The organism is Enterobacter sp. 302C9 (genome assembly GCF_034106085.1).
GTDB classification, from domain to species: domain Bacteria; phylum Pseudomonadota; class Gammaproteobacteria; order Enterobacterales; family Enterobacteriaceae; genus Enterobacter; species Enterobacter asburiae_B.
In genome coordinates this window covers 89,662-100,928 of the sequence record NZ_JAWNBW010000003.1, presented here as the reverse complement: position 1 = coordinate 100,928, position 11,267 = coordinate 89,662, and the positions used below count along the sequence as shown (strand labels likewise).

At 53.7% G+C, this 11,267-nt stretch carries 12 protein-coding genes; 5 read left to right on the top strand and 7 right to left on the bottom strand.

Annotation, left to right across the window (positions count from 1 at the left end; translation table 11 throughout):
• Nucleotides 1-9: 9 nt before the first annotated feature.
• Together ftsH and rlmE are read right to left on the bottom strand one after the other, a co-directional pair.
• Nucleotides 10-1,944, bottom strand: a complete 1,935-nt coding sequence (gene ftsH / locus UR289_RS08415) for an ATP-dependent zinc metalloprotease FtsH (RefSeq protein WP_029739626.1) — start codon at nt 1,942-1,944, stop codon at nt 10-12.
• Between the two features lie 102 nt (nt 1,945-2,046).
• Nucleotides 2,047-2,673 (bottom strand): 23S rRNA (uridine(2552)-2'-O)-methyltransferase RlmE, encoded by a 627-nt coding sequence (rlmE, locus tag UR289_RS08410; RefSeq protein ID WP_003861812.1) that lies wholly within the window; start codon nt 2,671-2,673, stop codon nt 2,047-2,049.
• A gap of 127 nt (nt 2,674-2,800) precedes the next feature.
• On the opposite strand from rlmE, the gene yhbY reads away from it, so the two are divergent.
• A complete protein-coding gene (gene yhbY, locus UR289_RS08405) occupies nt 2,801-3,094 on the top strand; it encodes a ribosome assembly RNA-binding protein YhbY (RefSeq protein ID WP_003861814.1) in 294 nt (97 codons plus the stop codon).
• A gap of 151 nt (nt 3,095-3,245) precedes the next feature.
• On the opposite strand, the gene greA is transcribed toward yhbY, so the two are convergent.
• Nucleotides 3,246-3,722 (bottom strand): transcription elongation factor GreA, encoded by a 477-nt coding sequence (gene greA, locus UR289_RS08400; protein WP_014171793.1) that lies wholly within the window; start codon nt 3,720-3,722, stop codon nt 3,246-3,248.
• A gap of 228 nt (nt 3,723-3,950) precedes the next feature.
• Here greA and dacB point away from each other — a divergent pair, with 228 nt between their 5' ends.
• The 3 genes from dacB to pmrB are packed head-to-tail and all read left to right on the top strand — an operon-like array spanning nt 3,951 to nt 7,089.
• Nucleotides 3,951-5,384 carry a serine-type D-Ala-D-Ala carboxypeptidase gene (gene dacB / locus UR289_RS08395; RefSeq protein WP_214580142.1) on the top strand — a complete coding sequence of 478 codons (1,434 nt, stop codon included), beginning with the start codon at nt 3,951-3,953 and terminating at the stop codon, nt 5,382-5,384.
• Between the two features lie 2 nt (nt 5,385-5,386).
• On the top strand, nt 5,387-6,049 hold the full coding sequence (pmrA, locus tag UR289_RS08390; RefSeq protein ID WP_320709724.1) for a two-component system response regulator PmrA: 663 nt from the start codon (nt 5,387-5,389) through the stop codon (nt 6,047-6,049).
• Nucleotides 6,046-7,089: a two-component system sensor histidine kinase PmrB gene (gene pmrB / locus UR289_RS08385; protein ID WP_320709723.1), complete on the top strand. Its 1,044-nt coding sequence runs from the start codon at nt 6,046-6,048 to the stop codon at nt 7,087-7,089. The genes pmrA and pmrB overlap by 4 nt, the downstream gene beginning before the upstream one ends.
• Nucleotides 7,090-7,123: 34 nt before the next feature.
• Here the strand turns inward: pmrB and cgtA are convergent, their stop codons facing one another.
• The 4 genes from cgtA to rplU form a co-directional block, all read right to left on the bottom strand.
• On the bottom strand, nt 7,124-8,299 hold the full coding sequence (gene cgtA / locus UR289_RS08380) for an Obg family GTPase CgtA (protein ID WP_023333597.1): 1,176 nt from the start codon (nt 8,297-8,299) through the stop codon (nt 7,124-7,126).
• A gap of 15 nt (nt 8,300-8,314) precedes the next feature.
• Nucleotides 8,315-9,280 carry a DMT family transporter gene (locus UR289_RS08375; RefSeq protein ID WP_320709720.1) on the bottom strand — a complete coding sequence of 322 codons (966 nt, stop codon included), beginning with the start codon at nt 9,278-9,280 and terminating at the stop codon, nt 8,315-8,317.
• 96 nt (nt 9,281-9,376) lie between these two features.
• A complete protein-coding gene (rpmA, locus tag UR289_RS08370) occupies nt 9,377-9,634 on the bottom strand; it encodes a 50S ribosomal protein L27 (protein ID WP_004385076.1) in 258 nt (85 codons plus the stop codon).
• A gap of 19 nt (nt 9,635-9,653) precedes the next feature.
• Nucleotides 9,654-9,965 (bottom strand): 50S ribosomal protein L21, encoded by a 312-nt coding sequence (rplU, locus tag UR289_RS08365; protein ID WP_003025032.1) that lies wholly within the window; start codon nt 9,963-9,965, stop codon nt 9,654-9,656.
• A gap of 257 nt (nt 9,966-10,222) precedes the next feature.
• On the opposite strand from rplU, the gene ispB reads away from it, so the two are divergent.
• Nucleotides 10,223-11,194 carry an octaprenyl diphosphate synthase gene (ispB, locus tag UR289_RS08360; RefSeq protein ID WP_024906360.1) on the top strand — a complete coding sequence of 324 codons (972 nt, stop codon included), beginning with the start codon at nt 10,223-10,225 and terminating at the stop codon, nt 11,192-11,194.
• The last annotated feature ends 73 nt before the right edge of the window (nt 11,195-11,267 follow it).

The following is an 11,267-nucleotide window of genomic DNA, read 5'->3' as shown; positions in this document are numbered from 1 at the left end:
AGCAGTGACTTACTTATCGCCCAACTGTTCTGACATGGTGTTGCCCGGGTTTGGCGTACGCGGTTCATCAACCGGACGCGGCGCACGCGGGGTGCCATTGTTGTCAGAATTATTGGAAGCGCCTGGGTCTTCCCAGCCTGCTGGCGGACGCACTTCACGGCGCGCCATCAGGTCGTCAATCTGCGGTGCATCGATGGTCTCATATTTCATGAGCGCATCTTTCATCGAATGCAGGATGTCCATATTGTCGGTCAGGATCTGGCGTGCACGTGCGTAGTTACGCTCTACCAGAGATTTTACTTCCTGGTCGATGATACGAGCCGTCTCATCGGACATATGTTTCGCTTTAGCCACAGAACGGCCCAGGAATACTTCACCCTCTTCCTCTGCATACAGCAGCGGACCGAGTTTGTCGGAGAAGCCCCACTGCGTCACCATGTTACGCGCCAGGTTTGTCGCAACTTTAATGTCGTTGGACGCACCGGTAGAAACATGTTCCACACCGTAGATAATCTCTTCTGCCAGACGACCGCCGTACAGGGTCGAAATCTGGCTTTCCAGCTTCTGACGGCTGGCGCTGATCGCGTCGCCTTCAGGCAGGAAGAAGGTCACACCCAGCGCACGACCGCGCGGAATAATCGTCACTTTATGCACCGGATCGTGTTCCGGCACGAGGCGACCAATAATCGCGTGACCCGCTTCGTGGTATGCCGTGGACTCTTTCTGCGCTTCCGTCATCACCATGGAGCGACGTTCCGCACCCATCATGATTTTGTCTTTCGCTTTCTCAAACTCCACCATCGATACGACGCGCTTGTTACCGCGAGCGGCAAACAGAGCTGCTTCGTTGACCAGGTTCGCCAGGTCCGCACCGGAGAAGCCCGGGGTACCGCGCGCAATGATTGCCGCGTCGATATCTGGTGCCAGCGGTACGCGACGCATGTGAACTTTCAGAATCTGTTCACGACCGCGAACGTCCGGCAGACCCACAACAACCTGACGGTCGAAACGGCCTGGACGCAGCAGCGCAGGGTCAAGTACGTCCGGACGGTTAGTCGCCGCGATAACGATGATACCTTCGTTACCTTCGAAGCCGTCCATCTCAACCAGCATCTGGTTCAGCGTCTGTTCACGTTCATCATGACCACCGCCCAGGCCCGCGCCACGCTGGCGGCCTACGGCGTCGATTTCATCGATGAAGATAATGCACGGTGCTGCCTTCTTGGCCTGCTCGAACATGTCACGCACACGAGATGCGCCGACACCCACGAACATTTCGACGAAGTCAGAACCTGAAATAGTAAAGAACGGCACCTTCGCTTCACCTGCGATGGCTTTCGCCAGCAGGGTTTTACCGGTACCCGGAGGGCCAACCATCAGCACGCCTTTCGGGATCTTACCGCCCAGCTTCTGGAAACGGCTCGGTTCACGCAGGTACTCAACCAGTTCACCCACCTCTTCTTTCGCTTCGTCACAACCGGCGACATCAGCAAACGTGGTCTTGATCTGGTCTTCCGTCAGCATACGCGCCTTGCTCTTACCGAACGACATGGCACCTTTGCCACCTCCGCCCTGCATCTGACGCATAAAGAAGATCCAGACGCCAATAAGAAGCAGCATCGGGAACCAGGAAATGAAGATAGAAGCCAGCAGGCTTGGTTCTTCTGGCGGCTCGCCAACTACCTTGACGTTTTTGGTCAGAAGGTTATCAAGCAGCTTAGGATCGTTCACCGGGATGTAAGTCGTGTAACGGTTACTATCTTTCTTGGTAACGTTGATCTCACGTCCGTTGATACGCGCTTCGCGAACCTGGTCCTGATTGACCTCCTGCAGGAAGGTAGAATAATCCACCTTGCGGCCATTCGACTCGCTGGGCCCAAAGCTCTGGAATACTGACATCAGCACAACGGCAATGACCAGCCAGAGTATTAGGTTTTTCGCCATGTCACTCAAGGGATTAACCTCATATTACAACTGTGTTAAAAACAGCGTCAGGATACTCTATATCCAGTTTCATTCAAACTTTCGCCTGAAATCTACCGGTTATCATTTTCGCCCGGTCGCTACAATATACACTTCTCGGGAACGGGCCCGGGAAGAGTCCGGCTTACGAACTTTAACCTTCGCAAACAGGGAGCGAATTTCCTTAAGATACTCCTCGAAACCTTCGCCCTGAAACACCTTCACAACAAAACTACCACCAGGCGCTAGTACATCACGACACATTTCTAACGCTAGCTCCACCAGATACATGGCGCGGGGGATATCCACCGCCGGTGTTCCGCACATATTTGGTGCCATATCAGACATGACAACCTGGACCTTACTGTCACCTACACGATCAAGTAACGCTTTCAGCACTAATTCATCACGAAAGTCGCCCTGAAGGAAGTCGACACCGACGATGGGATCCATTGGTAAAAGATCGCACGCGATGATTCGGCCCGTTCCGCCGATCTGCGTTACCGCATACTGGGACCATCCGCCGGGTGCCGCACCGAGGTCAACAACCGTCATCCCCGGCTTAAAAAGTTTGTCACTTTGCTGTATTTCATCAAGTTTAAACCAGGCACGGGAACGCAACCCCTTTTTCTGTGCCTGTTGAACATATTTATCGCTAAAGTGTTCCTGAAGCCAGCGGCTGGAGCTGGCAGAACGCTTTTTACCTGTCATTTAACATTTCCGTCCTGGTTCATCGTTACCTGCCTGTGACGTAAATTTCTACGCAGCTATTTGGCGATATAAGGGAGATGGCGGTAGAATGAACCGTTTTCAATCCCAACGTAAGCAAAAATATACGATGAATCTGAGTACTAAACAAAAACAGCACCTTAAAGGTCTGGCACATCCGCTCAAGCCTGTAGTCATGCTTGGCAACAATGGTTTGACCGAAGGGGTGCTTGCCGAGATTGAACAAGCGCTGGAACACCACGAGCTGATCAAGGTGAAAATCGCCTCTGAAGACAGAGACACTAAAAACCTGATCGTGGAAGCCATCGTGCGCGAAACCGGCGCCTGTAATGTACAGGTCATCGGTAAAACGCTGGTGCTCTACCGCCCATCTAAAGAGCGTAAAATCTCGCTGCCACGCTAAGGATATCCTGAATCAAACACATTTTCTGTGTGAAACGAGGGATTTCTGTCAGCAGGCGAGCAAAATGCCATGCTCCTTGAGTTGATAAAAGGCCGCTATGCGGCCTTTTTCTTTTCTTTACAATGTATCAACATCTTAGTAGAGAAGCGAATTACAGGTATTCAACCTTAATAATTTCGTATTCCACTTCACCGCCAGGGGTGCGAATGGTGACAACATCGTCCTGCTCTTTGCCAATCAGGCCGCGAGCAATCGGGGAGTTCACTGAAATCAGGTTCTGTTTGAAGTCTGCTTCATCATCACCCACGATGCGATAGGTCTGCTCTTCGTCGTTGTCCAGGTTCAGGACGGTAACGGTAGAACCAAAGATCACACGCCCGTTGTTAGGCATTTTGGTGATATCGATAACCTGTGCATTGGACAGTTTTGCTTCGATATCTTTAATACGCCCTTCGCAGAAGCCCTGCTGCTCACGCGCGGCGTGGTATTCAGCGTTCTCTTTCAGGTCGCCATGCTCGCGCGCATCCGCGATAGCGGCGATGATTTCAGGACGACGCACGGATTTCAGGAAATCCAGCTCTTCGCGCAGTTTTTCGGCACCACGTAAGGTCATCGGAATAGCTTGCATTTGTTATACCTCTTAAACATTCCTGTTGGGAGCAGTGTTCCCTGCTCCTGCCCCCCTAAGCGGGCAAGAAGCAAAAAGAAAACCGACCCGGGAGCAATGCCCCAGGTCAGCAGCAATTTTTCAATTTGATATGCATTTTACCGCGAAGTTCACTATGGGTCATCGTTTACTTTGCAGTGCCATGCACCGTAGTATGACGGTTTGTTTTCGGGTTGTTAGCGCGAGATTATGCGATTTTCCAGATTTATCATCGGATTGACTACCAGTATAACGTTCACCGCCCAGGCCGCGAATGTTGATGAGTACATTAATCAGCTCCCCGCAGGCGCGAACCTTGCCCTGATGGTGCAGAAGGTTGGCGCACAGGCTCCCGAGATTGACTATCACAGTCAACAGATGGCGCTGCCTGCCAGTACCCAAAAGGTGATCACTGCCCTCGCCGCCCTGCTCCAGCTCGGGCCTGACTTCCGTTTTACGACCACACTCGAGACCAAAGGTAACGTCGAGGGTGGCGCACTGAAAGGCGATCTTATCGCCCGTTTTGGCGGCGATCCGACCTTTAAGCGCCAGGATATCCGCAATATGGTTGCGGTACTGAAAAAATCTGGCGTGCAGAAAATTGATGGCAATGTACTGATCGACACGTCCATCTTTGCCAGCCACGATAAAGCCCCAGGCTGGCCGTGGAACGACATGACCCAATGTTTCAGCGCCCCGCCCGCCGCCGCGATTGTTGACCGTAACTGCTTCTCGGTTTCGCTTTACAGCGCGCCAAAGGCAGACGATTTAGCGTTTATCCGCATAGCGTCCTACTACCCGGTCACAATGTTTAGCCAGGTCCGCACGCTGGCGAAAGGCTCCCCGGATGCGCAATATTGTGAGCTGGACGTCGTGCCGGGCGATCTTAACCGCTTCACGCTTACCGGCTGCCTGACGCAGCGCGCCGATCCGCTGCCGCTGGCCTTTGCGATACAGGATGGAGCAAGCTACGCGGGTGCCATTCTGAAAGATGAGCTGAAACAAGCGGGCATAACCTACACCGGCACGCTGCTTCGCCAGACGCAGGTCAATCAGCCCGGCACGGTCATCGCCAGCAAACAGTCTCCTCCGCTGCACGATTTACTGCGAATCATGCTGAAAAAGTCGGACAACATGATTGCCGACACCGTGTTCCGCATGATTGGCCACGCGCGTTTCGGCGTGCCGGGAACCTGGCGCGCGGGTTCAGACGCCGTTCGTCAGATCCTGCGCCAGCAGGCCGGGATCGAGCTGGGTAATACCATCGCCGTCGATGGCTCAGGATTATCGCGTCATAATTTGATCTCTCCGGCCACGATGATGCAGGTGCTTCAGTACATTGCACAGCATGACACTGAGCTAAACTTTATTTCAATGCTGCCGCTGGCCGGGCATGACGGTTCGCTGCAGTATCGCGCCGGGCTTCACGCTGCCGGCGTGGATGGCAAAGTATCCGCTAAGACAGGCTCGCTGCAGGGGGTTTACAACCTTGCAGGCTTCATCACTACCGCCAGCGGACAACGCATGGCATTCGTGCAGTATCTTTCCGGCTATGCCGTCGAACCGACCGACCAGCGCAATCGCCGTATTCCGCTTGTTCGCTTCGAAAGCAGGCTTTATAAGGACATCTACCAGAATAACTAGCGATGAAACTACTCATAGTTGAAGACGATCTGTTATTGCAGGAAGGGCTGGCGCTGGGGCTGGCCAATGAAGGGTATGCCCTTGACTGTGCTGGCACCGCAGCGGAGGCGGACGCTCTGATCCAGAGCGGCGAATACAGTCTGGTGATCCTCGATTTGGGCTTGCCTGATAAAGACGGCGCCACGCTGCTCAGCCAGTGGCGACGCCGCTGTATCGCCAACCCGGTGTTGATCCTGACGGCACGCGATGCCATTGAGGATCGTATCACCGGCCTTGATGCAGGCGCAGATGATTACCTGGTGAAGCCTTTTGCGCTTGCGGAGCTGCAGGCGCGAGTGCGGGCGTTGATTCGCCGCTATCAGGGCCATAGTGATAACTTACTGACCGACGGCGATATTACGCTGAATCTGCAAACCCAGCAGGTACTGCGCCGGGACCAGGCCGTAGAGGTGACGCCAAAAGAGTTCGCCCTGCTTACGCGTCTGATCATGCGCAGCGGGCAAACGGTGCACAGAGAAACACTCCAGCAGGATATCTACTCCTGGCAGGACGACCCGGGGTCAAATACCCTTGAAGTTCACATTCACAACCTGCGTCGCAAGCTCGGCAAGGACAGAATCAAAACCGTCCGTGGCGTTGGCTATCGCCTTGAGAGCCAGAAATGAACAGCATGCGTCGGCGTTTGATGGTGCTGCTGGCGGTTATTCTCTTATTTTTCCAGTTGATAAGCGTCATCTGGCTGTGGCATGAAAGCCGTGAGCAGATTGGTTTTCTGGTGAATGAAACGCTGTCGGCAAAAGCCCGCAATAACCATGTCGAAAAAGAGATCCGCGAGGCGATCGCTTCCCTTCTCGTCCCTTCTCTGGTGATGGTCGGTTTCACGCTGCTGTTTTCATTCTGGGCGGTCACCTGGATAACCCGACCGCTGAATAAACTGCGTGACAGCCTGGCTAACCGTTCGGCGGATAACTTAACTCCGCTTCCTATGTATTCCGACATGGAAGAAATAGGCGCGGTGACAACCTCCCTGAACCAGCTGCTCGCCCGGCTGGACAATACCATTCAGCAGGAGCGTCTCTTCACCGCTGACGCTGCACACGAGCTCCGAACGCCCCTTGCCGGTATCCGGCTTCATCTGGAGCTTATGGCGCAGTCAGGCGCGCCACAGGCCGCGACGTTAATTAGCCGTATCGATCAGCTCATGCATACCGTTGAGCAGCTGCTGATGCTGGCCCGTGCCGGACAGGCAATGGCCAGCGGACACTACGAAACCGTGAGCTGGACTGAAAATATCATTGAACCTCTCGGCCTGGGCCATGAAGCCAAAGAGCATACGGTGATTTGGCCCGCTAAAAGCGCGCTCACGGTTCAGGGAGACGCCGTGCTCCTGCGTCTGATGCTGCGCAACCTGCTGGAGAATGCCGGGCGCTACAGCCCGGCAGGGACAACGATTACAGTGACATTAACCGGGGTCGACGGGGGAACGCAGATCAGCGTGATCGATCAGGGGCCCGGTATTGATGAAGCGCACCGACAATCAATTACCGAGCCATTCCGCCGTCTTGACCAGCGCTACGGTGGCAGCGGTCTGGGCCTGAGTATCGTGCAGCGCATCGTGCAGCTCCACCACGGCAGGTTGACGCTTGAGAATGGCTTTGAAGGTGGTTTGATCGCCAGCTGCTGGCTACCCGCAACGCTGGAATAAAAAAAGCCCCCATAATGGGGGCTTTGGACAGATATTAGTGCTTGTAGATGAACTCGACGCCTTCTTCGTCGTCTTCATCCCAGTCATCGTCCCAGTCTTCATCATCTTCTTCAGCTTCCAGCTCTTCGAGCTGCTGACGGTGGTAGTCATCCCACATGAATTCGACTTTTTCAGGCTGTTTCGCTTCTTCCGCCTGAACAATTGGGTTCTCAATGATGAAGGTCATCACATCCCAGCACAGATCTTTCACGCCAACCTGGCTTGCCGCAGAGATCAGGTAGTATTTATCTTCCCAGCCCATTGCTTCAGCAATCGCTTTCGCTTTCGCTTCCGCTTCGGCTTTGTCCATCAGGTCAATCTTGTTGAAGACCAGCCAGCGTGGTTTATTCGCCAGTTTTTCGCTGTATTTTTCCAGCTCACCGATGATGATGCGGGCGTTTTCAACCGGATCGGAACCGTCGATAGGATCGATATCGATAAGGTGCAGCAGCACGCGGCAACGCTCAAGGTGTTTCAGGAAGCGAATACCCAGACCCGCACCTTCCGCAGCGCCTTCAATCAGACCCGGAATATCGGCAACCACAAAGCTCTTCTCGTTATCCATACGGACAACGCCCAGGCTTGGTACCAGCGTGGTAAACGGATAGTCCGCCACTTTTGGTTTCGCCGCAGAAACCGCGCGAATGAACGTCGATTTACCGGCGTTTGGCATACCCAGCATGCCCACATCTGCCAGAAGCATCAGCTCCAGCTGCAGATCGCGCTTATCGCCCGGCGTACCCATCGTTTTCTGACGCGGAGTACGGTTAACGGAGGATTTGAAACGGCTGTTACCCAGACCGTGCCAGCCGCCTTTCGCCACCATCAGGCGCTGACCGTGTTTGGTCATGTCACCCATGGTTTCACCTGTCCCCTGGTCAATCACACGCGTACCGACCGGAACTTTAATGGTGACGTCTTTACCGCGTTTCCCGGTACAGTCACGGCTCTGGCCGTTCTGGCCACGTTCAGCGCGGAAGGATTTTTCGAAACGGTAGTCGATCAGCGTGTTGAGGTTCTCATCCGCCTCCAGCCACACGTCACCACCATCCCCACCGTCGCCGCCGTCAGGACCGCCACGTGGGATATACTTTTCACGGCGGAAGCTCACGCAACCATTGCCGCCATCACCAGCCACGACCAGGATCGTCGCTTCATCAACAAACTTCATTTTACTCTCCGTAACTCATTCGCCTGAGCGGGGGACTACTACAACCGCTTCATTTTTGCGCCAACGTCCCCAAAGACGATGACCAATGGCGGAATACATCGCGCCCGCAACCACGACAAACGCACCGAGATAACCCAACAGGTTGAGCATCGGTCTGACGAAGACATCGGGCCAGGCCATTGATAACAAATCTGAAAATAACAGCGTAAACAGCGGAGTAAGCGTAATTAACGCGCTCACCTGTGCCGCCTGCCAGCGCGCCATCGCTTCGGCCAGCGCGCCATAACCGACCAGCGTGTTCAGCCCACAAAAAATGAGGCACGCCAGTTGCCAGTCGCTAAGCTGGGAAATCACACCCGGCTTTGCTAATGGCAGCAATGCTATTGTACACAAAGTGTACAATAAAAAGAGGATCTGCTGTGAGGCAAGACGACGCAATAACACCTTTTGTGCGACGCCATAGCTCACCCAAACCGTTGCTGCCCCCACACCAAAAATTACACCCCATGTGTAATCCGTCAGGCGGGTGAAAATCTCAATCAGACTGGTGTTGAAGAACATCACCAGACCGCACAGCATCATGCTCGCCCCGATAATCTGCGTACCGCGCATCTTTTCCTTGAGGATAAAGACGCTGGCGACCATCATGCCCACCGGTGAAAGCTGACCTATCACCTGCGACGCCGTGGGGCTGAGATATTGCAGGGAAGAGCTGAACAGGATGAAGTTACCGAACAGACCGCCCGTCGCGATAGCCAGCAATACCAGCCAGCGCGGTTTGCGGAAGAGCCGCAAGGGTGGAAGCTTACCTTTGATAGCCAGAATGGCCCCGAGGCCGATGCTTGCCATCAGAAAGCGATAAAAGACCACCGTAGGCGGCTCCATCACTTCCAGTACCTGCTTCATTGCAATTGGCAGCGCACCCCAGCACATTGCGGTAGTGAGCGCCAAAAGAATACCAATGCCGGCCTGCTGCTTCATGCCCGTTTTCCCTACAGAAAAAATTACCGGGTTTCCAATGTAAAAAGCCCCGCAACAGGTTGCGGGGCTTTAATCCGTTACCGGACCGAGAAAACCTTACTCAGCAACGATGCTGATGTATTTACGGTTGTTCGGGCCTTTAACTTCAAATTTCACTTTACCGTCTGCTTTAGCAAACAGAGTGTGGTCACGACCGCAACCTACGTTGTTGCCAGCGTGGAATTTGGTACCACGTTGACGAACGATGATGCTACCCGCCAGAACGGATTCGCCACCGAAACGCTTAACGCCAAGGCGTTTAGCTTCTGAATCGCGACCGTTACGTGTGGAGCCGCCAGCCTTTTTATGTGCCATTTAAATCTCTCCTCAGGTCTTAGGCGCTGATGCCAGTAATTTTCACATCAGTGAACCACTGACGGTGGCCCTGCTGCTTACGGTAGTGCTTACGACGACGAAACTTAACGATTTTAACTTTCTCGCCACGACCGTGTGCAACAACTTCAGCTTTGATAACGCCGCCATCAACGAAAGGAACGCCGATTTTGACTTCTTCACCGTTTGCGATCATCAGAACTTCTGCGAACTCAACAGATTCGCCAGTTGCGATGTCCAGCTTTTCCAGGCGAACGGTCTGACCTTCGCTTACTCGGTGTTGTTTACCACCACTTTGGAAAACCGCGTACATATAAACTCCGCTTCCGCGCACGTCCTCGTATGAATCAGAGTGCGCTATAAATATTCACAATAGGGCGCGAATATTACGCAAAACGCGAGCCTTTGACAAGTGCTACCGTCAATACATGAAGAAAAAAAACACAACACGTACGGTAACGTTTATCTGTGCCGTTTTTTCAGTACAATCAGCACTACTATTGATAAACCGAAACCCTTCGTTACCCCATTGAAGATGGGATCAACAGGATAAAAAGCCCGGCTTTTGCGATGAATTTAGAAAAAATCAACGAGTTAACCGCGCAAGATATGGCGGGTGTGAATGCAGCAATCCTGGAGCAACTCAACTCTGACGTTCAGCTGATCAATCAGTTGGGCTATTACATCGTCAGCGGCGGCGGTAAACGCATTCGTCCGATGATTGCCATTCTGGCTGCCAGAGCCGTTGGCTATCAGGGAAATGCTCACATCACTATCGCAGCGCTCATCGAATTTATTCACACGGCGACGCTTCTGCATGACGATGTTGTGGATGAATCGGATATGCGTCGTGGCAAAGCCACGGCAAACGCCGCTTTCGGAAACGCAGCCAGCGTCCTGGTGGGGGATTTTATCTATACCCGCGCCTTCCAGATGATGACCAGCCTGGGCTCCCTGAAAGTGCTGGAAGTGATGTCCGAAGCCGTAAACGTCATTGCTGAAGGCGAAGTGCTGCAGCTGATGAACGTCAACGACCCTGACATTACCGAAGAAAACTACATGCGCGTCATCTACAGCAAAACGGCGCGCCTGTTTGAAGCGGCTGCCCAGTGTTCCGGCATTCTGGCCGACTGTACTGAAGCCCAGGAAAAAGGCCTGCAGGACTATGGCCGCTATCTGGGTACGGCCTTCCAGCTGATTGATGATTTGCTGGACTACAGTGCGGACGGCGAGACGCTCGGTAAAAACGTGGGTGATGACCTGAACGAAGGTAAACCCACCCTGCCGCTGCTTCATGCTATGCGCAACGGAACAGCCGACCAGGCGAAAATGATCCGTGAAGCGATTGAGCAGGGAAATGGCCGCCATCTTCTGGAACCTGTACTGGAAACTATGGCTATCTGCGGATCGCTGGAATGGACGCGTCAGCGCGCGGAAGAAGAAGCCGACAAAGCCATCGAAGCGCTTCAGGTCATTCCAGACAGCCCGTGGCGCGAGGCACTGATTGGTCTTGCCCACATCGCCGTTCAGCGCGACCGTTAATCCCCTTGTTTCTCCCCGCAGCGATAGCGGGGAGATTCCAGTACACACCTGTAAATTCCGTGTTCATGTAAAT

Coding starts and splice junctions, on each gene's coding strand:
- greA (WP_014171793.1), bottom strand. CDS start 3,722: ATGCAAGCTATTCCGATGACCTTACGTGGTGCCGAAAAACTGCGCGAA.
- cgtA (WP_023333597.1), bottom strand. CDS start 8,299: ATGAAGTTTGTTGATGAAGCGACGATCCTGGTCGTGGCTGGTGATGGC.
- yhbY (WP_003861814.1), top strand. CDS start 2,801: ATGAATCTGAGTACTAAACAAAAACAGCACCTTAAAGGTCTGGCACAT.
- pmrB (WP_320709723.1), top strand. CDS start 6,046: ATGAACAGCATGCGTCGGCGTTTGATGGTGCTGCTGGCGGTTATTCTC.
- UR289_RS08375 (WP_320709720.1), bottom strand. CDS start 9,280: ATGAAGCAGCAGGCCGGCATTGGTATTCTTTTGGCGCTCACTACCGCA.
- dacB (WP_214580142.1), top strand. CDS start 3,951: ATGCGATTTTCCAGATTTATCATCGGATTGACTACCAGTATAACGTTC.
- rpmA (WP_004385076.1), bottom strand. CDS start 9,634: ATGGCACATAAAAAGGCTGGCGGCTCCACACGTAACGGTCGCGATTCA.
- rplU (WP_003025032.1), bottom strand. CDS start 9,965: ATGTACGCGGTTTTCCAAAGTGGTGGTAAACAACACCGAGTAAGCGAA.
- rlmE (WP_003861812.1), bottom strand. CDS start 2,673: ATGACAGGTAAAAAGCGTTCTGCCAGCTCCAGCCGCTGGCTTCAGGAA.
- ispB (WP_024906360.1), top strand. CDS start 10,223: ATGAATTTAGAAAAAATCAACGAGTTAACCGCGCAAGATATGGCGGGT.
- pmrA (WP_320709724.1), top strand. CDS start 5,387: ATGAAACTACTCATAGTTGAAGACGATCTGTTATTGCAGGAAGGGCTG.
- ftsH (WP_029739626.1), bottom strand. CDS start 1,944: ATGGCGAAAAACCTAATACTCTGGCTGGTCATTGCCGTTGTGCTGATG.